The organism is Leisingera aquaemixtae (genome assembly GCF_019801145.1).
Lineage (GTDB): Bacteria > Pseudomonadota > Alphaproteobacteria > Rhodobacterales > Rhodobacteraceae > Leisingera > Leisingera aquaemixtae_A.
The window spans coordinates 282,704-302,607 of the sequence record NZ_JAHVJQ010000003.1; the positions used below are offsets into that span (position 1 = coordinate 282,704).

At 65.0% G+C, this 19,904-nt stretch carries 18 protein-coding genes; 9 read left to right on the forward strand and 9 right to left on the reverse strand.

The features are described 5' to 3' along the window. Nucleotides 1-183 precede the first annotated feature (183 nt). Both KUW17_RS23325 and KUW17_RS08755 read left to right on the forward strand, forming a co-directional pair. Entirely contained in the window at nucleotides 184-1,623 is a 1,440-nt protein-coding gene (locus KUW17_RS23325) for a pentapeptide repeat-containing protein (RefSeq protein ID WP_261397117.1), read from the forward strand. A 239-nt stretch (nucleotides 1,624-1,862) separates the two neighbouring features. Beyond that, entirely contained in the window at nucleotides 1,863-3,827 is a 1,965-nt protein-coding gene (locus KUW17_RS08755) for an AsmA family protein (RefSeq protein ID WP_222478085.1), read from the forward strand. A 213-nt stretch (nucleotides 3,828-4,040) separates the two neighbouring features. Here the strand turns inward: KUW17_RS08755 and KUW17_RS08760 are convergent, their stop codons facing one another. From KUW17_RS08760 to KUW17_RS08775, 4 genes are read right to left on the reverse strand one after another with little or no spacing between them, the layout of a single operon-like run. Then, a complete protein-coding gene (locus KUW17_RS08760; RefSeq protein WP_222478087.1) occupies nucleotides 4,041-5,537 on the reverse strand; it encodes a phosphomannomutase/phosphoglucomutase in 1,497 nt (498 codons plus the stop codon). A 21-nt stretch (nucleotides 5,538-5,558) separates the two neighbouring features. Beyond that, a complete protein-coding gene (kdsA, locus tag KUW17_RS08765) occupies nucleotides 5,559-6,392 on the reverse strand; it encodes a 3-deoxy-8-phosphooctulonate synthase (RefSeq protein WP_222478089.1) in 834 nt (277 codons plus the stop codon). Nucleotides 6,393-6,407: 15 nt separating this feature from the next. Continuing rightward, nucleotides 6,408-8,072, reverse strand: coding sequence for a capsule biosynthesis protein (locus tag KUW17_RS08770; RefSeq protein WP_222478091.1), 1,665 nt, complete (start codon nucleotides 8,070-8,072; stop codon nucleotides 6,408-6,410). Then, on the reverse strand, nucleotides 8,050-8,709 hold the full coding sequence (locus tag KUW17_RS08775; RefSeq protein WP_222478093.1) for an ABC transporter ATP-binding protein: 660 nt from the start codon (nucleotides 8,707-8,709) through the stop codon (nucleotides 8,050-8,052). Before KUW17_RS08775 ends, KUW17_RS08770 begins: the two co-directional genes overlap by 23 nt. 239 nt (nucleotides 8,710-8,948) lie before the next feature. Here KUW17_RS08775 and KUW17_RS08780 point away from each other — a divergent pair, with 239 nt between their 5' ends. The 3 genes from KUW17_RS08780 to KUW17_RS08790 all read left to right on the forward strand — a co-directional run bounded on the left by KUW17_RS08780 (nucleotide 8,949) and on the right by KUW17_RS08790 (nucleotide 10,861). Beyond that, nucleotides 8,949-9,566 carry a uracil-DNA glycosylase family protein gene (locus KUW17_RS08780; protein ID WP_222478095.1) on the forward strand — a complete coding sequence of 206 codons (618 nt, stop codon included), beginning with the start codon at nucleotides 8,949-8,951 and terminating at the stop codon, nucleotides 9,564-9,566. Then, a complete protein-coding gene (locus KUW17_RS08785) occupies nucleotides 9,563-10,354 on the forward strand; it encodes an SseB family protein (protein WP_222478097.1) in 792 nt (263 codons plus the stop codon). The genes KUW17_RS08780 and KUW17_RS08785 overlap by 4 nt, the downstream gene beginning before the upstream one ends. 93 nt (nucleotides 10,355-10,447) lie before the next feature. After that, nucleotides 10,448-10,861, forward strand: a complete 414-nt coding sequence (locus KUW17_RS08790) for an ester cyclase (RefSeq protein WP_222478099.1) — start codon at nucleotides 10,448-10,450, stop codon at nucleotides 10,859-10,861. 65 nt (nucleotides 10,862-10,926) lie between these two features. Here the strand turns inward: KUW17_RS08790 and yghU are convergent, their stop codons facing one another. Then, nucleotides 10,927-11,802, reverse strand: coding sequence for a glutathione-dependent disulfide-bond oxidoreductase (yghU, locus tag KUW17_RS08795; protein ID WP_222478101.1), 876 nt, complete (start codon nucleotides 11,800-11,802; stop codon nucleotides 10,927-10,929). Between the two features lie 272 nt (nucleotides 11,803-12,074). On the opposite strand from yghU, the gene KUW17_RS08800 reads away from it, so the two are divergent. Beyond that, entirely contained in the window at nucleotides 12,075-12,593 is a 519-nt protein-coding gene (locus KUW17_RS08800; protein WP_222478103.1) for a YHS domain-containing (seleno)protein, read from the forward strand. Between the two features lie 86 nt (nucleotides 12,594-12,679). Here the strand turns inward: KUW17_RS08800 and KUW17_RS08805 are convergent, their stop codons facing one another. Further along, nucleotides 12,680-13,075 (reverse strand): cupin domain-containing protein, encoded by a 396-nt coding sequence (locus tag KUW17_RS08805; RefSeq protein WP_222478105.1) that lies wholly within the window; start codon nucleotides 13,073-13,075, stop codon nucleotides 12,680-12,682. 164 nt (nucleotides 13,076-13,239) lie between these two features. Then, nucleotides 13,240-13,833 (reverse strand): GcrA family cell cycle regulator, encoded by a 594-nt coding sequence (locus KUW17_RS08810; RefSeq protein WP_222478107.1) that lies wholly within the window; start codon nucleotides 13,831-13,833, stop codon nucleotides 13,240-13,242. A 161-nt stretch (nucleotides 13,834-13,994) separates the two neighbouring features. On the opposite strand from KUW17_RS08810, the gene KUW17_RS08815 reads away from it, so the two are divergent. Further along, on the forward strand, nucleotides 13,995-14,807 hold the full coding sequence (locus KUW17_RS08815; RefSeq protein WP_222478110.1) for an ABC transporter permease: 813 nt from the start codon (nucleotides 13,995-13,997) through the stop codon (nucleotides 14,805-14,807). Between the two features lie 18 nt (nucleotides 14,808-14,825). On the opposite strand, the gene KUW17_RS08820 is transcribed toward KUW17_RS08815, so the two are convergent. Together KUW17_RS08820 and KUW17_RS08825 are read right to left on the reverse strand one after the other, a co-directional pair. Beyond that, nucleotides 14,826-16,064: an MFS transporter gene (locus KUW17_RS08820; protein ID WP_222478112.1), complete on the reverse strand. Its 1,239-nt coding sequence runs from the start codon at nucleotides 16,062-16,064 to the stop codon at nucleotides 14,826-14,828. A gap of 130 nt (nucleotides 16,065-16,194) precedes the next feature. Then, complete coding sequence (locus KUW17_RS08825; protein WP_222478114.1) at nucleotides 16,195-17,106, reverse strand: DMT family transporter; 912 nt, start codon at nucleotides 17,104-17,106, stop codon at nucleotides 16,195-16,197. Between the two features lie 429 nt (nucleotides 17,107-17,535). On the opposite strand from KUW17_RS08825, the gene KUW17_RS08830 reads away from it, so the two are divergent. Together KUW17_RS08830 and argF are read left to right on the forward strand one after the other, a co-directional pair. Continuing rightward, nucleotides 17,536-18,711: an aspartate aminotransferase family protein gene (locus tag KUW17_RS08830; protein ID WP_222478116.1), complete on the forward strand. Its 1,176-nt coding sequence runs from the start codon at nucleotides 17,536-17,538 to the stop codon at nucleotides 18,709-18,711. A gap of 79 nt (nucleotides 18,712-18,790) precedes the next feature. After that, a complete protein-coding gene (gene argF, locus KUW17_RS08835; RefSeq protein WP_222478119.1) occupies nucleotides 18,791-19,717 on the forward strand; it encodes an ornithine carbamoyltransferase in 927 nt (308 codons plus the stop codon). The last annotated feature ends 187 nt before the right edge of the window (nucleotides 19,718-19,904 follow it).

Below are 19,904 nucleotides of genomic sequence, written 5' to 3' on the forward strand. Positions count from 1 at the left end.
TGCCCGGCCGCAGGCCGGGCAGCGCCCGACCCTCCCCGTCAAACCAAAGGTTTGCCTCCGGCAAAACGGGAGGGCGCCTGTGCGCCCACCCAGAGTCAGGCGCTGCCCTCTGTTAGATGTTGAAGGTGGAGCGCAAAAGCCCGTAGCCTGCGGCTAAGGTGATTTGCATTACGAGAGCGATTGATGCGTAACGAGACAGATGGTTTGGCTCCGGCCGCCCCGCAGCGCAAGCTAACCCCTGCCAACGAGAACCCCTGGTATGTGCTGATGACGCTTTTTGGGGAGCAGACAGAGGGCCTTTCAAGAACACTGAAACGCGAACTGCATGAAAAGAACCGCCGTGCGTGGAATGCTTGGGCCGGTCAAGCTCTAACTGCACAAGAAAAGGTCGAGGCCGCTAAAACCTGTGAAATCGATGTTGCTGAGCTGGACGCTTGGAGAGAACTTGAGCCGGATATCCGTAGGCGCTTCCATGAAAGATTCTTGCCTTTAGGGAAAGGCATTGCTTCCCATTTACTGATGCCTGATCCGTATGAAGATTTGTCCTTGGAGGAAACCTTTTTTGGGGAGGGGGTGTACTGTAAAAGTTTCGTTTTCCCGATGGCGCTGGTTGCTGTCGATACTCAAGTGGAACGCCAGTTTAATTTATTGAAATCGTGGTTCAAGCGACCTTTGGACTTGGCTTTGGAAGTAAATGGGGGTGTGTATTTTTCGGAGGCGATATTTGCATCAGATGTCAACTTTGCATTGGATGTCACGGGGTATTCCTATTTCAATAAGGCGAAATTTGAGCGGGGTGTTTGGTTTCACGTTGGAACATTTAAAAAAATGGCTCGCTTTGAAAAAGCTCAACTCTCAGGCGTTGCAAATTTTTCAGAAAATTGTTTTGAAGGTGGCGTTAGTTTTTCTGGAAGTAGATTTCGTGATTATTGCTACTTTGATGGATCAAAATTCCCCCTCTCCGAAATGGGAGTGGTAGATTTTTCAGATTGTGTGTTTGAAAAACCTGTTCGATTTGGTGGGGCGAAATTCCAAGGGGGCTACCCGATATTGATTGGTGCAATGTTGCACGAGAGGTCGTATTTTTCTGCACAAGCTGATTGTTGGCCTGCATTAACGCAGAGTGAAGCCATAGATCAAAGTGACTGCGAAGTCGCCAAGGCGTCTTGCGCCACCATCCGCCACGTCCTCGCAAAACAAGGCCTCCCCGAAGACGAGCACTTCTTCTTCCGCCGCGAGATGCACTTTGCCGGCAGGATCGGCCCCATCTGGCAGCGGCTGCCCTATCTGCTGTTCGGCTGGTTCTCGGAATACGGCTATTCCATCGCACGCCCGTTCTGGTGGCTGTTTGCGATTTGGCTGTTTGGCACTTTCGTAATAGCGGAGCACTTTGTGGCCGAAACCGCCAAGCCTCTGCTAGGCTCAGATGACTGGACGGCAATGGCACTCAGCTTTTCGAACCTGTTTCCGGTATTCGGGTTCGGGAGGGCTTATTTCGGGGCTGAGTTCCTGCAGGCATTGCCGCAGCATCTGAAGGTTCTGTCCGGCGTCCAGACCGTCGCCAGCCTGCCGCTCTTGTTCTTCCTCGGCCTGGGCCTGCGGCAGCGGTTCCGGCTGCGGTAAAGGGAGTATTTGCCGGGCTGCCCCGCGGCCCGGTTCGCGCCGGCCCGCTCCGTCATGCCGGAGGCGTGATTTCAGCGCGGCGGCGGGGGCGACGTGCACCCGCCCCGGGACGGGCGCGAACCTCTCGGCAGTGCAGCAACACCATGCTTTGAACCCTCTTTGCATTGCGCCCCCGCGCACAGGCGGTAAGCTGCGCAAAACCCCGCGGGAACAGGGGGCAAGGCAAGAGGAGTGGGCTGATGAAGCTGATTTTCCGGGTTGTGACGGCGCTGGTGCTGACGGTGGTGCTGCTGGCGGCGCTGGTGCTGCTGCTGCCGGGCGAGAAGATTGCGCGGCTGGCGGCGGATCAGCTGCAGGCGCAGACCGGGCGCACGCTGGCGTTCGGCGGCAAGGTGCGGTTCACCTTCTGGCCGACGCTGGGCGTCAAAGCGGATGCGGTGACGCTGTCCAATGCCGAGTGGGCCGGGCCGGAGCCGATGCTGCAGGCCGAACGCCTGACCATCGGCATTTCAGCGGCAGAGCTGCTGCAGGGCGACGTGCGGATCACCGAAGTCTCGGCCATCCTGCCGCATCTGAACCTGGCCACCAATGCCGAGGGCGTTGGCAACTGGGTCATGGATGGCGGCGCAGGCGGCGGCACAGGCGGTAGCGCAAGCGGCGGCACTGGCAGCGGCGGCACATCCGATGGCGACAGCAGCGGCAGCGCATTGCCGCTGAGGATCGAGGCGGTGGAGCTGACCGGGGCCTCGCTGCGCTATGCGGCGCACGGGGCGGCGCCGGTGGAGATGAAGAACATCGACCTCAGCCTGCTGTGGCCGGACCCGGCGGGCACTGCGGCGGTCAAGGCCACCCTGCGTCCGGCGGGGGAGCCGGTGGCGGTGGATGCCGAGATCGGCACTTTTGCCGCCTTCCTGGCGGGCGAGGTCTCCTCGGTCGGGGCAAGTGTCACGGCCCCGGGCGGCAAGGGGCGGTTTGACGGCCACGCCGATATCAATGGCGAGGCCAGCGGGCGGCTGACGTTCGGGGCGCAGGATGCCCTGCAGACCGGCGTAGCGCTGGGGGTGTTCCTGCCCGATGCGCTGGCGCAGAAGGCGGTGTTCGCCGCCGATGTGACCTATACCGCGGACGGGCGGCTTTCGATGCGGGACCTGGCTGTGGAACTGGGCGCAAACAGGCTGACCGGCGCTGCGGATGTGGAGTTCAAGGAGCGCCCCAGCATCACCGCGCAGCTGCAGGGCGGGGCGCTGGATGTCTCCGGTTTCGCCGCCGGGCAGAGCAGCGGTTCCGGCGCGGGCGGCGGCGGCAGCGGGTCTGCGGGCAGCGGCTGGCCGGATGATCCGATCGACGCCTCGGCGCTGGGGCTGGCGGATGCGGCGATTGACCTGAGCTTCGACAGCCTCAGCACCGGCGGCGTGAACCTGGGGGCCAGCAAGCTGAACCTGACGATGGAGCGCAGCCGCGCGGTGCTGAAGTTTCTGCCCGCGTCGATGTTCGGCGGCCAGGTGCAGGGGCAGGTGGTGGCCAACAACCGCAGCGGGCTGTCGGTGGGCGGCAAGCTGACCTTTACCGGCATCCGGCTGGAGCGCGCCCTGGGGGAAACCGCGGGCTACAGCCGGCTGAACGGCGAAGCCCTGGGCGAGCTGGAGTTCCTCGGCTCCGGTAAATCCGTCAAGGCGATCATGCGCTCGCTGAGCGGCAAGGGCTGGCTGGAGGCAGGCAAGGGCTTTTTCACCGGCTTCGACCTGGAAGAGCTGATGCGCTCCGGCGGCAACGGCGGTAGCACCGTGTTCGACCAGCTGACCGCCAGCTATACGATCAAGGACGGCAACCTCCGCAACAAGGACCTTCTGGTGCTGCTCAAGGGCTTCCGGGCCGAAGGCAAGGGCCGGATCGGCCTTGGCGCGCGCGATATCGACTACCTGTTCTCGCCGCAGCTGGTGCGGGCGGGCCGCGATCAGGTGCTGACCATCCCGGTGCGGATCAAGGGCAGCTGGGACAACCCGGACATCCGGCCGGACTTCGGCCAGGCGCTGCAGCCGAAGATCGACGAGATCGAGCAGGAAGCCAAGGACCGGGTGCGCCAGAAGCTGAGCGAGGAGCTGAACACCGAGATCGCCCCGGAGCAGGACCTGAACGACGCGCTGAAGCAGCGCATCGAACAGGAGGCCCGCGACCAGCTGCTGAAGCTGCTGGGCGGCGACTGAGCCCTTAAGCCTGCGGCCGCGTCAAGGAGGGCCGAGAGGCCTCCGGGCGCAGCCCGGCGCGTCCTTGACGCGGTCGCAGGCGCTTTACACTCGAAGTGGCGCATCCAAGGGCAGACCTGGCCTTGGACCGCTTCTCAGACAAAGAAAAAGCGCCCGCCGGAGGCGGGCGCGGATCGCCTGCGAAGCAGGCGAAATCCCTCTTGTTTGCGGGGATCAGATGGTCTGGTCGTAATCGCCCACCAGCGGCTCGGTGCGGATCACCGCGTCGATATCCGCAAAGATTGCCCGCATCTCGTCCTCGCTGTCGGAGCTTTCGCAGACCACCACCAGGTTCGGGGTGTTGGACGATGCCCGCACCAGCCCCCAGGAGCCGTTGTCGAGGATCACCCGGGCGCCGTTCACGGTGACGACGTCCTTGATGGCGCGGCCGGCAAAGCTGTCGCCTGCCTGATGCTTGGCCACCAGTTTCTGCACCAGCCGTTCCAGCACCGCGTATTTCTCGGTGTCGGCGCAATAGGGCGACATGGTCGGGGTGGACCAGGTCTTGGGCAGCGCCTTCCTGAGATCGGACATCGACTGGTCCGGGTTGCGGTCCAGCATCTTGCAGACCTCAACCGCGACCCGCATGCCGCAGTCGTAGCCGCGGCCCACGGGCTCGGCCAGGAAGTAGTGGCCGGACTTCTCGAAGCCGGCCAGGGCGCCGATCTCCTTGACCCGCCGCTTCATGTAGCTGTGGCCGGTCTTCCAGTAATCCGCGGTGACGCCGTTCTTCTGCAGCTCGGGGTCAGAGGCAAACAGACCGGTGGATTTCACGTCGGCGACAAAAGTGGAGTTCGGATAGATCTTCGACAGGTCGCGGGCCATGATCACGCCCACCTTGTCGGCAAAGATCTCCTCGCCCTCGTCATCGACCACGCCGCAGCGGTCGCCGTCGCCGTCAAACCCCAGCGCCAGATCGGCGCCGGAAGCCTTCACGCTGGCAGCCATGTCGTGCAGCATTTCCATGGCTTCGGGGTTGGGGTTGTAATGCGGGAAGGTGTAGTCGAGCTCATTGTGGCTCTCGACCACCTCGACGCCGATGCGCTTAAACAGCTCCGGCGCAAAGGCAGAGGCGGTGCCGTTGCCGGTGGCGCAGACCACCTTCAGCGGGCGGGTCATTTTGAAATCGCCGACCAGATCGTCGAGATAGGCTTCCTTGACGCCCTCCACGAACTCGTAAGAGCCGCCGGGGGCAGGCTGGCCTTCGCCGTTCAGCACGATATCGCGCAGCTCGCTCATCTCGTCGGGGCCGTGGGTCAGCGGGCGGTCAAAGCCCATCTTGACGCCGGTCCAGCCGTTGGGGTTGTGGCTGGCGGTGACCATGGCCACGGCCGGCACATCCAGGTGGAACTGGGCGAAATAGGCCATCGGCGACAGCGCTGGGCCGATGTCCTTTACCTTGATGCCGGCCTGCATCAGGCCCAGGATCAGCGCGTTCTTGATCGCCAGCGAATAGTCGCGGTAGTCGTTGCCGACCGCGATCACCGGGTCGATGCCGCGCTTGCGCATCTGGGTGCCGAGGCCGAGACCCAGGGCGGTCATGCCGGGCAGGTTGATCTCCTCCGGGTATTTCCAGCGCGCGTCATATTCGCGGAAGCCCGTCGGCTTGATCATCGCGTCGCGCAGGAAGCTCCAGGTGTTCGGGGTCACCTCAGGCTGCGGTTTGGTCATGTCTGAAATACTCTTTAGGGGTCAAATACGGATAGGGTCGGCCTTGGCCAGCGCATCAAAGCGCATCAGGCTGCCGATCAGCTGCGGCATCTGGTCGAGATAGATCATGTTGGGCCCGTCGGAGGGCGCATTGTCCGGGTCCTGGTGGGTCTCGATGAACACCGCGGAAATGCCAAGCGAGACCGCCGCGCGCGCCATCAGCGGCGCAAACTCGCGCTGGCCGCCGGTGGAGCCGCCCTTGCCGCCCGGCTGCTGCACCGAATGGGTGGCGTCCATCACCACCGGGTAGCCGCCCTGCGCCATCTGCGGCAGCGAGCGCATGTCGGCGACCAGGGTGTTGTAGCCGAATGAGGTGCCGCGCTCGGTCAGCAGGATGTTGGTGTTGCCGGTGCTTTCCACCTTGGCGACCACATTGGCCATGTCCCAGGGCGCCAGGAACTGGCCCTTCTTGATGTTCACTGCCTTGCCGGTGCGCCCTGCGGCCAGCAGCATGTCGGTCTGGCGGCACAGGAAGGCCGGGATCTGCAGGATGTCGACAGCCTCCGCCGCCACCGCGCATTGTTCCTCAGTATGCACATCGGTCAGCACCGGCACGCCGAATTCGCTGCGGATGGTGTCCAGCACCTTCAGGCCCTCGTCGATGCCAAGCCCGCGCTTGCCGGACAGCGAAGTGCGGTTGGCCTTGTCGTAGGAGGCCTTGAACACGAACTGCGCGCCTGCCTGGTCGCAGGCTTCCTTGAGCGCGCCGGCAATCATCCGGGCGTGATCTGCGGTTTCCAGCTGGCAGGGGCCCGCGATGATGGTCAGCGGACAGTCATTGCCGATGGTGAGGCCGGCGATATCGATGTTTTTCATGAGCTTCCGATAGCTTTACGATGACACCTGCTCCCGCAGGATGGACGCGGTGAGCGAACACATCAGGTAGATACCGGAAAAGATCAGGAAAGCCAAAACGGTATTCTCGAACTTGCGCGGATAGGCGGGTTCGTCACTGGCGACCGGCTCCACCGCGGTTGTCAGGTAGCGGACCTGGCGGTTGGCCTCCAGGCGGGTGGTTTCCACTTGCTGCAAGGCCGATTGCAGCATCAGGTCGCGGGTGGCGAGATCGGCCTGGGCCATCTGGATCTGGATCCGCAGGCTGGCCAGCGAGTTTTCGCCGGCCGAGGCGTCGACCATCCGGTTGTTCAGGTTGGCGATCACCACCTCCAGCCGTTTGATATCCGCCTCCGCGCCGGACACTTTGGCGCGGTTGGGGCGGGTGTTGTCGAGGAGCGCGGCCAGCTCCAGCCGTTTCTCCTCCAGCTGGATTTCAAAGGTGCTGATCTGCTGGCGCAGCGAGGCCACCACGCCTTCGGGGTCGAGAACCGAGCCCTGCTGCTGCAGGACAACCAGCTGTTCCTGCGCCGCGCGGCGCTGGGCCTCGGCATCGTGCAGCGCCGCCTCGGCCTCGGACATCTGGTCGGCCCGTTTCTGCTGCGACAGGTTATTCACCTTCTGCTGCGCATAGGAAATCAGCTTGCGCGAGAACTCGGCCGCGACTTCCGGGTCGGCGGCGGAGACCTCCATCCGCACCACGCCTTCGGTCGGGTCGTAGCCGATTTTCACGTTGCGGCTGTAGGTGGCATAGGCCTCCTCGTTGGTGGGGCCGCTTTCCAGCCGCTGGATCGGGTCCAGCCAGTCTTGGGTGAAATGCGCCTTGAAACCGGCCTCGCGGTCCAGCCGCAGCATCGCCTCCTTGGACATCAGGTAGCTTTGCACCGCAATCGAATCCTGGCTGGTGGCGAACTGGGTGCCGGACAGCAGCCCGCCCATGCCGCTGGCGGCGCTGTCGGCCTTGAGCACCAGGAACTCGGACTTGGAGGAATACATCGGCGTGGCGATGGCATAGAAATAGATGCCCGCGGCCAGGGTCGGCAGCATCACGAAGAAGGCCAGCCGGGTGGCCAGCATCGTCAGCTTGCGGCGGCGGCGGCGGGCGATGTCGCGCTGGATTTCCTGGATTTCGCGGTTGCGGCGCTCCAGCGGGCTCAGCTCTGCGGCGGGCAGCGTGGTCTTGGCCGCGGGAATGGTCTGCGGCAGCTGCACGGTGCCGGGGGCGGGCGGGGCGCCGGATGGCTGCGCCTTGTTCTGCGGCACCACCAGCTCCAGCATATTGGTGCGCTGGAACGGGTCGATGCCGCGCTCGCGCAGCATCCGCACCGCCTCGAAATCAGAAGTGGCGGACAGATTGTGCTTTTGCGCCATCCGCCGGGCGAGGCGCAGCTGGCGGCCGGTCAGCCCTTCCTGGCGGATCGCGTCGATGTCGGTTTCCATGCTGGTTTCGCGCGGCGAGCTGACCATGCCGCTGAGCGGCGCAGGGCCGGCCTCTGCCGCCGCCGGTTCCGCCGGGGCAGCGGCCGCGGGAGCGGGCTGCGCCTGGCGGCCGGCGCCATCCGCAGGGTCCACCGCCTGCGGCCGGGCCGCCTCGCTCTCTGCGCCTTCGGCGGCAGGGCTGCGGCGGATGCGGAACTTCTTAGCTCTCGGTTTCGTAGTCATAGAGCTGTTTCGCTTCTTCCAGAGTGTCAAACATGTGCAGCTGCCCCTGCAGGAGGACGGCAGCCGAACGGGCAAATTTTTCCAGCGTCTTGGCCTGGTGCGAGACGATGATGATGGTGGTGGTCTGCAGCCGCTCCTGCAGGATTTCCCCGGCCTTGCGGTTGAACTCCACGTCGGTGGTGGAGGGCATGCCTTCGTCGATCAGGTAGACGTCGAAATCCAGCGCCAGCATCAGCGAAAAGCTGAACCGCGCCCGCATGCCCGAGGAGTAGGTGCCGACCGGCTGGTCGAAATACTCCTTGAGCCCGCAGAGCCAGCGGCAGTAGGCCTCCACATAATCCGGGTCCAGCCCGTACAGCTTGGCGATGTAGCGGCAGTTCTCCATCGCCGACAGTCGGCTGATGACGCCGCCCATGAACCCCAGCGGGAAGGAGACCTTGCAGTTGCGGCGGATCTCGCCCTCATCCGGTTTTTCGAGGCCGGCCATCATGTTGATCAGGGTGGTCTTGCCGGTGCCGTTCGGCGCCAGCACGCCCAGCGACTTGCCGGGCTCGATACGGAACGACACCCGGTCAAGGATCACCTTGCGCTGGGTCCCCGTCCAAAAGGACTTGCTGACGTTTTCAAACTCAAGCATCGCCTGTTCCGGTACTGCCCGTGCGGCCCTGTCGCGGGCTCTGTTTGCCTCGATGTCCAGACGCCTTCAACGCGCCTATGGCTCTGTCTTATCAAAAGAGTGTTAATGGCCTACGCCGGGAATTTGGTCTTATTATGTCGAATTGTGACATAAATCATCAACCAGGTGTTAACCAATCTGCCGCGTATCCGGGCCGATCGCGCAGGTTTTCCGGGGCCGGACAGGGGGCAGGGCGCAAGATGGCTGTTTCCAAGGCTGAAACAATAGGCGCCAGCCGGCGCTTGAAGGCGCAGATTCGCGGCTGCCGGATCTGTGCGGAGCGCTTTGCCGCCACCGCCACCGCGCATGAACCGCGCCCGGTGGTGTGGTTCCGCCCCTCCGCCCGCATCCTGATCGCCGGCCAGGCGCCGGGCGCGCGGGTGCATGAAAGCGGCCGCCCCTTCACCGATCCCTCCGGCGACCGGCTGCGGGCCTGGCTGGGGCTCTCGGAGGCGGAATTCTATGACAAGGACCGGGTCGCGGTGGTGCCGATGGGGTTCTGCTTTCCCGGCTACAACGACCGGAAGGCCGACCTGCCGCCGCCCGCCGTCTGCGGCAGGACCTGGCACCATCAGGTGATGGACCATCTGCCGGAGGTTCAGCTCAAGGTCCTGATCGGCGCCCATGCGCAGCGCTATCACCTTGGGCTGAAGGGGCCGGTGACGGCGCTGGTGCAGGGCTGGCGGGATCATGCGCCGCAGGTCTTCCCCTTGCCGCACCCGTCCTGGCGTAATACCGCATGGCTGAAGAAGAACCCCTGGTTCGAGGCGGAACTGCTGCCGGTTCTGCAGGCCCGGGTGAAGGAGCTGATGCGATGACAGATGAAACCCCGCTGGATCTGGCCCATGCCGCGATGGAAGCTGCGCCCGAGAACGATGCCGCCCGGCTGCGGTTCTATGAACGGCTGGCGGATGCCGAGCTGTTCCTGATGCTGACGGAAGAGGCCGCGGGGGAGCAGATCTCCCCGGAGCTGTTCGAGACGCCGGACGGCGCCTTTGTGCTGGTGTTCGACCGCGAGGAGCGGCTGGCGCAGTTTGCCGGCAAGCCTGTTCCTTATGCGGCGCTGTCGGGCCGGGTGGTTGCGCAGATGCTGGCCGGGCAGGGAATCGGGCTAGGGCTGAACCTGGAGGTGGCGCCTTCGGCCTTTCTGATCCCGCCGGAGGCCATCAGCTGGCTGCACCAGACCCTGGGCCGCGCGCCGGAGGAAGTCGAGGCCGGGGTGGCGGAGTTCACCGCGCCCAAGGGCCTGCCGGAGGCGCTGCTGACGGCGCTGGACGCCAAGCTTGCCACCGCGGGCGGGCTGGCGGCGGCGGCCTATCTGGCCGGCGTGCGCTATGCCGCCGGCGGTCAGGGGCATCTGTTGGGGTTTGTCGGCGCCAAGGAGGCCGCGCAGGCCTCGCTCGCCAAGGCCGCCAGCGAGGCGCTCACCTTCTCCGGCATCGAGGCCGGGGCGATGGACGTCGGTTTCTTCGAGGCGGAGGACCCTGTGGCGGCCAGCCTGGCCCGTGTCGGCCTGCGGTTTGACCTGCCGCAGCCCAAGGCGCCGCAGGAATTGAAGCCGGTTAAGCCCGGCAGCGACCCGGACAAGCCGCCGCGGCTCAAATAGGCTTTCCTCGCCCTCATCGGTTTTCGCCTTATTTGCTGCTGAAGGTGCGTGGCCCTGCGCCAGGCCCTGAAAACAACCCGGAGGGAGAGAACGATGTCCATCAAACAGACAGCCCATGATTTCTGCGAGGCCTGCGATGCGGGCAAGGGATGGGACGTGTGTCAGGAATGGTGCACGCCGGACGCCACCTTCTCCGTCCAGGCGGATGCGCTGGCGGAGATCAAGACGATTGCGGATTATACCGAATGGGCCAAGGGGCTGCTGACACCGATGCCGGACGCCCATGCCGAGTTCAAATCCATCGCGGTGGATGAGGACGGCAACCGCGCGATCCTGTTTGCGGTGTTCCATGGCACCCACACGGTGGATGCGGGCAACGGTGCGCCGACCGGTAAGAAGGTCGCCTCGGACTATGTCTATGTGCTGGATTTCGACGGCGGCAAGATCCGCCACATGACCAAGGTCTGGAACGACGTGCATGCCCTGACGCAGGTGGGCTGGATGTAGAAAAAGCGCCCGCATCGCGGCGGGCGCCTGGTAATTCTTGAAACAGGGCCTTGCAGGCTGGGCGGTTACTCCGCCGCTTCCAGCTTGTCCTGGGTGCGGGTGTCGAAGTCGCTGGCGTCATGGCGCTCGTGCAGCTGGAACGCCGGATCGCCGGAGGTGCGGTTCACCATGCGGCCGCGCTGCACCGCCGGGCGGGCGTCGATGGCCTTGGCCCAGCGGACCACGTTCTTGTAGCTGGCCGCATCCAGGAACTCGGCCGCGTCGCCGTAGTTGCGGCCCAGAACCAGCTGGCCGTACCAGGGCCAGATGGCGATATCGGCGATGGTGTATTCGTCGCCTGCGATGAACTCGCGCTCCGCCAGCTGCCGGTCCAGCACATCCAGCTGGCGCTTGGTTTCCATCGTGAAACGGTCGATCGGATACTGGAATTTCTCCGGTGCATAGGCATAGAAGTGGCCGAAACCGCCGCCCAGGTAGGGCGCGCTGCCCATCTGCCAGAACAGCCAGTTCAGGGTCTCGGTGCGGGCCGCGCCCTCCTTGGGCAGGAAGGCCCCGAACTTCTCCGCCAGATGCAGCAGGATCGAGCCGCTCTCGAACACCCGCACCGGCTCTGCGCCGCTGAGGTCCAGAAGGGCCGGGATTTTGGAGTTCGGGTTCACCTCGACAAAGCCGGAGCCGAACTGGTCGCCGTCACCGATCTGGATCAGCCAGGCGTCATACTCGGCGTCTGCGTGGCCCGCTGCCAGCAGCTCCTCGAACATCACGGTGACTTTCACCCCGTTCGGGGTCGCCAGAGAGTAGAGCTGGAAGGGGTGCTTGCCCGCGGGCAGGTCCTTGTCATGGGTCGCACCGGCGATGGGGCGGTTGATCGAGGCGAACTCGCCGCCGTTGGCTTGTTCCCATTTCCAGACTTTCGGCGGGGTGTAGGGGGTGTCGCTCATCTGTCGGCCTTGTCCTGATTGTTTCCTGTTCACGGGCAATCGCACGCGCTGCGGCGATCGGCTCCGGCTGAGATAAGGGGTTATTTGCAAATTCCAATGACTGGAAGGTCTGCGCGCGGAAATTTTACAATCCGCTCACATCCTCTCGTCCCCGGACACAGAGCCGTGAGCCCCCCTTCGCATTTGCCGCCGGGGCGGTAATGTCAGTGCCGAGGCCGGTGCCGCGAGCCGGTGCCCCATTTGAAGCGATCACCGATGAAAGGGACGATCCCATGAAGCGTATTGCATTTGCTGCTGCGGCGGCGCTGTCCTTTGCCCTGCCGGCCTTTGCCGGCGAACAGTATGTCGACGGCACCGGTTACGCGGTTTCCGGCTATGACGTGGTGGCCTACCGCAGCCTTGAGATGAACCCGGTCGGCACGCCGCAGACCGCGCCGGTCCGGGGCAGCACCGCATTCACCGCCGACTACAACGGCGCCACCTGGGCGTTCTCCACTGCTGAAAACCGCGACGCGTTCCTGGAAAACCCGGCCTATTACGCGCCGCAGTATGACGGCCACTGCGCCTATGGCGTGTCCAAGGGCGGCAAGGTGCCGGCCAACCCGAACCTGTGGCGCATCGTCGACGACAAGCTCTATCTGAACATCACCGACGTGGTGGTCGGCTTCTGGGAGGAAGACATTCCCGGCAACATCACCCTGGCCGAGGGCAACTGGCCGGGGATCGAGCCCAAGGCAGCCTCCGACAGCGTGATCCCGAAATTCACCTCCGAAGGCCCGGTCACCAACTGACGGCCGCAAATCCGCAGCGCCGCTCCCGGTCCGTCAGAGGGCCGGGGGCGGCGTATTCCATCAGAAAGGCCGGCTGTGCCGCCCTGTCAGTTGCTGATCATCAGCGGCTTGCCAGACTCGCCGACCTGGAAAACAACGATCTTGGCCCGCTCCGTGGTGCTGGCGTTTGAGCCGATCATGCTGATGTTCGGCCTTTCATAAAACGCTTCGCCGGCGCTGTATTCGACAGGGTCTTCCCCGTCGACATCAATCTTCACCGTGCCCTCGATCACATAGACGAAGACGTGCCCCGGATGGTAATGGTGCTCGGTTTCCCAGTCTGGGTCCACGTCGAAGACAACGATATTGGCTTCGGTTCCGGGCATGCCTTCCAGCTCAGTCTTCAGAACCGGTTCCGATACGGTGTCCGCTGATGCCGGAGCAAGAGACAGGGCAATCGCTGCGCCAAGAGCGGCGCAGGCCGCGGATGCTGTGCGTTTCATGTTGGCCTCCTCGCTGAGTCAGGCCCGCCGCCGCCAGGGCAGCGGCGGACTCCGCTATCATACACATTTTTGCATGTTTCCGGGAGGCAGAGAGGCCGGCAGCCGCCGGACAGAAAAAAGGCGCCCTTGCGGACGCCTTCAATTCTTCAATTGCCGGGCTGGGCTCAGCGGCGGCGGTCGCGGCGCGAGGACATCGGCTGGAACGCCACGCCCACATGCGCCTCGCAATAGGGCTTGCCCTGCTGGGCGGGCAGGCCGCAGAACCAGAAGTCCTCGGTCGCGGGGTCGCCGACCGGCCATTTGCAGGTGCGCTCGGTCAGCTCCATCAGGCCCAGCTTCTTGGCCTTCTTCTCGATCTCATTGACCTTGGCCAGCGCCTCGGGGCTGATTTCATTGGCCGAGGGCTGCGGCGGCAGCGGCTGGCCGGCCGGGATGATCTGGCGGCGTGCCGGGGTTGCGGGCTTGGCGTCCGCGGACGGCTGGGCCGCGGCCGGGCGCGCCGGTTCGGTTTTGGGCTGCGGCTTGGGCTTGGCGGCGGCGGGTTTCGGCGCGGCGGCCGCGGGGGCTGCTGCGGGCTTTTCCTTGGGCTCGGCAGCCTTGGCGCCGCCGCTGTTGCGGTTGGACAGGCCGAGGCGGTGCACCTTGCCGATCACGGCGTTGCGGGTGACGCCGCCCAGTTCCTTGGCGATCTGGCTGGCCGACTGGCCCTCGCCCCACATTTTCTTGAGCAGTTCGACGCGCTCGTCTGTCCAGGACATCTGTTGCCTTTCCAAGCTAATAGCGGCCCCAGGGGTTCTGCGGCCGCCATCATATTCCGTGTGATCGCCCTATTCTAATCACTGCGGGCGGAGTTACAAGGCATCTTGCGCCTATTGGCCCAGCCGTTATGCAGTCCCGGCAAGGAAATGCAGGGGGCAGCATGGCAGATCAGGGCTATCAGGTCGAATTGGGCGCGCGCCGCTTCGGGCGGGTGAACTGGATGGGACTCAGGGCGCTGGCGTGGCGCGAGGTGCAGCGGTTCCTGGCGGTTTGGACCCAGACCCTGCTGGCGCCTCTGGTGACCGCGGCGCTGTTCCTGATGATCTTCAACATCGCCATCGGGCCGAAACGCGGCGACGTGATGGGGGTGCCGTTCCTGACCTTCCTGGCGCCGGGTATCATGATGATGACGGTGATCCAGAATGCCTTTGCAAACACCTCATCCTCCATCGTTATTGCCAAGGTGCAGGGCAATATCGTCGACACGCTGATGCCGCCCCTGTCGGGGCTGGAGATCCTGCTGGGCTACCTGGCAGGCGCGGTGGCGCGCGGCACGCTGGTGGCGCTGGGCATCGGGCTGGGGCTGATGGCGGTCTTGCAGATCGTGCCCGCGCACCCGCTGACGGCGCTGGTGTTCATCGTGCTGGGCGCGGCGTTTCTGGGCGGCCTGGGCATCGTCGCCGGAGTGTTCGCCGAAAAGTTCGACCAGATGGCGGCGATCACCAATTTCATCGTGACGCCCCTGGCGTTCCTCTCGGGCACTTTCTATTCGGTGGAGGCGCTGCCGCCGGTTCTGAAAGTGATCTCGCATCTGAACCCGGTGTTCTACCTGATCGACGGGGTGCGATTCGGGGTGATCGGCACCTCCGACAGCCCGCCCTTGCTGGGGCTGATGGTGTGCAGCAGCGCCACCTTTGCGGTCTGCCTGCTGGCCTGGGTGATGCTGCGAACCGGCTACCGGCTGAAACCCTGACCTGAAACCCCGACGCCGCTACTCTGCGGGCAGCGGATCCTCCGCGGGCTGAGGGGCCGCCTTTGTGCGCCCCAGCCGCGGATGCAGCTTGCCAGCCAGAAGCGCGGCATAGGCGGCGGCCGCGGCACCTGCCGCAAAGATCCCGGCCAGCGGCGACACCATCAGCACCAGCCAGGCAGCCCCCGGCGTCAGAATGCCGGAGATATCCCGGTAGCTGGAATAGACCGCCGACATCTCGGTGCGTTCGGAGGGTTTCACCGCCATCAGGAAGGGCAGCCCGCCGCAGATATCCAAGAGGATCAGCGCCGCGGACCCCGCCATCAGCAGAGCCACCGATACCGCGGGCCAGCCCTGCAGCGCCGCCGCGGCACCGAAACAGGCCGCAACGGTCAGAAACCCCGTGCGCACGGCCAGCCGGATCGAATGCCGCTGCACCCAGCGCTGCAGCAGCGGCGCGCCGAACAGGCAGGCGTTGGTCACGGACAAGAGGATGCCGCCCAGCTCCTGTCCCAGCCCCTTTTCGATGGCAAAGATCGGCAGGTAGACCACATAGATCCACCAGCCGGCCGAGCGGATCACCGCAAACAGAAAGCCGGTGATCAGCCGCGGCTGCTCCAGAAAGCGCGGCAGGTATTTCAACGGGTTGGAGGCCGGGCCGCGGGCACGGGCGATCTGCTTGCCGTTGCCCATCCGCATCCACCAGAAGGCCGCCAGCATCATGAGCGCCGCCGCGGCAGAGATCAGGAAGGGTGCGGGCGCCCAGACCTCCAGCAGCAGCACGCCTGCCATCGGCCCGGCGGTCCAGCCAAGGGCCGAATAGAACATCCGCGAAGTCTCGCATTTGCCCAGCTCGACGCGGGAAATGTAGTCCAGCACATAGGCGTTGAAGCAGATGAAGGTGGTGACCGCCGCCACGGTGTTGAGCGCCAGCGCCGCCAGCACCGAGGCCGGGCTGCCCTCGACCGCCAGGGCTGCCGAGGCCACGAACATCGCCGCACCCAGGGAGTAGGCCCAGCGGCGCGGCACCAGCCGGACCAGCGCGGGCACCATCAGCCCGGCCAGCAGCGACAGGATCCCGACCGCGAAATAGGAGGCCGAGACCAGCCCGGCATCCCCCAGCGCCCGGTACATGATCAGCGGAAACACCGAGATCAAAGTGCCGCGCACCACCGCCTCAAGCCCCGCCAGGATGCCGAAATCCCTGACCGAGGGCACCGGCGCGTGGCGCAGCCATTCTGGAATCCGCCTCTCGTGCATCTGCGTGCTCCTGTCCTGCTTAGGTGCAGGGTGGCGCGCCGGGCAGGCGGAAATTGCCGGTTTTCGACCTCAGCGTCGCGGCTGGGCCAGTGTCGGAAAATAACTTTTCGTGAGCGGCGGCGGCCCGGGGCTATTTTCCCGCGGTTGCCGCGCGGCCCGCGGGCGGCCGCACCCGGCCTTCGCGCCAGGCCAGAACGGCGGCGCCCGCCAGGATGATGCAGGCGCCGAGGAGGGAAATGGCATCCGGCACCACGCCAAAGCCGAGGAAATCGTAAAGCGCCGCAAACACCAGCGTGGCATAGCTGAACGGGGCGACAAAGGAGGCATCGGCCCGCGCCATGCCGTTGATGAAACAAGCCTGTGCGCAGGCCATCAAAAGCCCCAGCGCCGCAAGGGCTGCCCATTGCGCCGGGCTGGGCATCTGCCAGACCTGCAGCACCGCGCAGCTGGCAATCATCATGCCCAAAAGGTTGTTGAACCACAGCACCTGCAGCGGCCCTTCGCGGCCTGCGAGCTTCTTGATGAAAATCAGCTCCAGCCCCATCACCGCCGCCGCGCCCAGGGCCAGCAGCGCTGCGGGCTGGAAGCTGGCGGGCGTCGGCCTAAGCAGGATCATTGCCCCCATCATCGCAATCAGCGCCGCGCCCCAGCGCCAGGGGCCGACGCGCTCACCCAGGAGCGGAATAGCCAGCAGCATGCCGAAGACCGGGTTCAGGAAGGTGATCGCGGTGGCATCGGCCAGCGGAATATAGGCCACCGAGGCAAACATCAGCGTGACCCCGGCCCAGCCGAAGGTGGTGCGCCCGATGTGATAGCCCCAATGCGGGCGGATGAAGCGAGGGCGCAGGACCAGCACGGCGGTTGAAATCGCCATGAAGGCAAACAGGAAGCGCCCGTGGCTGATCTGCATCGGGTGCAGCGGCGCGCCCAGGCTCTCGGTTCCCAGCGCCTTGGCCATGAGCGTGGTGCCCGCAATGAATGTGGTTGCCGCCAGGATCAGGGCGGCGGCCAGGGCCGGGTTCTGCGGGGTGCTGCGCGTCATGGCTCCAGCGGTGCGGCAAGCCGCCGCGGGATGCAAGGGGAAAGGCTTCGGCAGCCGCCGTAATTAACCTCCAGGGCAGGGGCGCTGCCCCGCGGGCTTGGAGAAGGAGGGGCGCTGCCCCTCTTGGCCTGCGGCCAAATCACCCCGGAGTATTTCGCCAAAGGTGAAAGGGCCGGGCGGCGCATTGGCGGGGCAGGCTGCACAAAAGGGGTTTTCTTTCGCTAAAACCTCCACTATGGAACCCGCCTATGATCAAACGCGCATATACCACCATCTCGCGACGCCGACGCCGCCTGGCGTGACCGGCCCTTTGATCCCCTGTGCCTGCCGTGCAGCACATCCCCCATTCGAAATCCAATGATCCACCGTTGACCCAAGGCCAAGCTTACGTCACAGCTTTGGCTTCCACCTTTGAAAAGGATGATCCCGATGATCCCGTCCGTTCTGCCGACCTACAACCGTGCACCGCTTGAGTTCGTCAAAGGCGAAGGCGCCTGGCTGACCGCGGCGGACGGGCGACGCTTTCTGGATCTGGGCTCCGGCATTGCGGTGAACGCGCTGGGCCATGCCCATCCGGCGCTGGTGGAGGCGCTGACCTCCCAGGCGCAGAACCTGTGGCATGTGTCCAACCTCTACCAGATCCCGCAGCAGCAGGCGCTGGCGGACAAGCTGGTGGAGCATACCTTTGCCGACACCGTGTTCTTCACCAACTCGGGCACCGAAGCCTGCGAGCTGGCAGTGAAGATGGCGCGCAAGTATTTCTATGACAAGGGCCAGCCTGAGCGGGTGGAGATCATCACCTTCGACGGCTCCTTCCACGGCCGCTCGTCTGCCGGCATCGCCGCCGCGGGCTCCGAGAAGATGGTCAAGGGCTTCGGCCCGCTGCTGCCCGGTTTCGTGCATCTGACCTTCGGCGACCTGGACGGAGTGACCAATGCGATCTCGGAGAAGACCGCCGCGATCCTGATCGAACCGGTGCAGGGCGAGGGCGGCATCCGTCCGGTCCCGGATGCAGAGCTGAAGGCGCTGCGCCAGATCTGCGACGACAACGGCCTGTTGCTGATCCTGGATGAGGTGCAATGCGGCGTCGGACGGACCGGGAAGCTGTTTGCCCATGAATGGGCGGGTATCACCCCGGACATCATGATGGTGGCCAAGGGCATCGGCGGCGGCTTCCCGCTGGGCGCGGTGCTGGCCACCGAGGATGCGGCCAGCGGCATGACCGCAGGCACCCACGGCTCCACCTACGGCGGCAACCCGTTGGGCTGCGCCGTGGGCTGCGCGGTGATGGACCACATCGCCGATGACGCCTTCTTGGCCGAGGTGAACCGCAAGGCGGGCCTGCTGCGCCAGAAGCTGGAAGGGCTGGTGGCCGATCATCCGGAGGTCTTTGAAGAGGTGCGCGGCGCCGGCCTGATGCTGGGCCTCAAGTGCAAGGCGGTGAACGCCGATGTGGTGAAGGCCGGCTATGACAATGAGCTGATCACCGTCCCGGCTGCCGACAACGTGATCCGCCTGCTGCCGCCGCTGACCCTGACGGACGAGGACATCGCCGAGGCCGTCAGCCGCCTGGAAAAAACCGCCGCTCAGGTCGAAGCTGCCTGAACTTCATCTTTGCAAAAATACTTCCGGGGGTCCGGGGGCAGGCAGCCCCCGGCCTTCGCCAGAACAAAGCGATACGACCATGAACCATTTCCTCGACATCCACAAAACCGACCCCGCAGACCTGCGCGCAATCATCGACCAGGCCAAAGCCACCAAGCAGGCGCGCCTCGGCCGCCCCAAGGCAGCGCTGGATGATGAACTGCCGCTGAAGGACCGGATGGTGGCGCTGATCTTCGAAAAACCCTCGACCCGGACCCGGGTCTCCTTTGACGTCGGCGTGCGCCAGATGGGCGGCCAGACCATGGTGCTGTCGGGCAAGGACATGCAGCTGGGCCATGGCGAGACCATCGCCGACACCGCCCGGGTGCTCAGCCGCTATGTCGACATGATCATGATCCGCACCTTTGACGAGACCGTGCTGACCGAGATGGCGGAATACTCGGACGTGCCGGTGATCAACGGCCTGACCGACCGCACCCACCCCTGCCAGATCATGGCCGACGTGCTGACCTACGAGGAGCACCGCGGCCCGATCAAGGGCAAGAAGGTGGTCTGGGCCGGCGACGGCAACAACGTCTGCGCCTCCTTCATCCACGCCGCCGGGCAGTTCGGCTTCGACCTCACCTTCACCGGCCCGGCGCAGCTGGACCCGGAGGAGGAGTTCATGGGGCTGGCGCGCAAGGCCGGTTCCAAGATCGTGGTTGAACGGGACGCGGCGAAAGCGGTGGAAGGCGCCGACCTGGTGGTCGCCGATACCTGGGTGTCGATGCACGACAGCCAGTCCTCCAAGGAGCGCCGCCACAACATGCTGCGCCCCTACCAGGTCAACGATGCGCTGATGGCGCATGCGAAGCCCGACGCGCTGTTCATGCACTGCCTGCCGGCCCACCGCGAGGAGGAGGTGACCTCTGCGGTGATGGACGGTCCGCAGTCGGTGATCTTTGACGAGGCAGAAAACCGCCTGCACGCGCAGAAGGCCGTCATGCGCTGGTGCCTCGGCGGCTGAGCTGTTCTTTCCCGCGGCGGGGCGCTCCCGCCCGCCGCGGATCATTCCGGGGAATGACCCTTGCCAGTTGGGCGTGGCGCCGGGCCTTTGGCCCGGCGCAGTGCGTTTGGCGCAGCCCGTCCGGTTTGGAACCCAACGGAAAAAGGGGATTGCACTGGCCCCGGCCGCGCCGCTCTGCCAGTCTGGC

Coding starts and splice junctions, on each gene's coding strand:
- KUW17_RS08810 (WP_222478107.1), bottom strand. CDS start 13,833: ATGTCCTGGACAGACGAGCGCGTCGAACTGCTCAAGAAAATGTGGGGC.
- kdsA (WP_222478089.1), bottom strand. CDS start 6,392: ATGAAAAACATCGATATCGCCGGCCTCACCATCGGCAATGACTGTCCG.
- KUW17_RS08775 (WP_222478093.1), bottom strand. CDS start 8,709: ATGCTTGAGTTTGAAAACGTCAGCAAGTCCTTTTGGACGGGGACCCAG.
- KUW17_RS08805 (WP_222478105.1), bottom strand. CDS start 13,075: ATGAAACGCACAGCATCCGCGGCCTGCGCCGCTCTTGGCGCAGCGATT.
- KUW17_RS08770 (WP_222478091.1), bottom strand. CDS start 8,072: ATGACTACGAAACCGAGAGCTAAGAAGTTCCGCATCCGCCGCAGCCCT.
- KUW17_RS08780 (WP_222478095.1), top strand. CDS start 8,949: ATGGCTGTTTCCAAGGCTGAAACAATAGGCGCCAGCCGGCGCTTGAAG.
- yghU (WP_222478101.1), bottom strand. CDS start 11,802: ATGAGCGACACCCCCTACACCCCGCCGAAAGTCTGGAAATGGGAACAA.
- KUW17_RS08825 (WP_222478114.1), bottom strand. CDS start 17,106: ATGACGCGCAGCACCCCGCAGAACCCGGCCCTGGCCGCCGCCCTGATC.
- KUW17_RS08800 (WP_222478103.1), top strand. CDS start 12,075: ATGAAGCGTATTGCATTTGCTGCTGCGGCGGCGCTGTCCTTTGCCCTG.
- KUW17_RS08760 (WP_222478087.1), bottom strand. CDS start 5,537: ATGACCAAACCGCAGCCTGAGGTGACCCCGAACACCTGGAGCTTCCTG.
- KUW17_RS08755 (WP_222478085.1), top strand. CDS start 1,863: ATGAAGCTGATTTTCCGGGTTGTGACGGCGCTGGTGCTGACGGTGGTG.
- KUW17_RS08815 (WP_222478110.1), top strand. CDS start 13,995: ATGGCAGATCAGGGCTATCAGGTCGAATTGGGCGCGCGCCGCTTCGGG.
- KUW17_RS08820 (WP_222478112.1), bottom strand. CDS start 16,064: ATGCACGAGAGGCGGATTCCAGAATGGCTGCGCCACGCGCCGGTGCCC.
- argF (WP_222478119.1), top strand. CDS start 18,791: ATGAACCATTTCCTCGACATCCACAAAACCGACCCCGCAGACCTGCGC.
- KUW17_RS23325 (WP_261397117.1), top strand. CDS start 184: ATGCGTAACGAGACAGATGGTTTGGCTCCGGCCGCCCCGCAGCGCAAG.
- KUW17_RS08790 (WP_222478099.1), top strand. CDS start 10,448: ATGTCCATCAAACAGACAGCCCATGATTTCTGCGAGGCCTGCGATGCG.
- KUW17_RS08785 (WP_222478097.1), top strand. CDS start 9,563: ATGACAGATGAAACCCCGCTGGATCTGGCCCATGCCGCGATGGAAGCT.
- KUW17_RS08830 (WP_222478116.1), top strand. CDS start 17,536: ATGATCCCGTCCGTTCTGCCGACCTACAACCGTGCACCGCTTGAGTTC.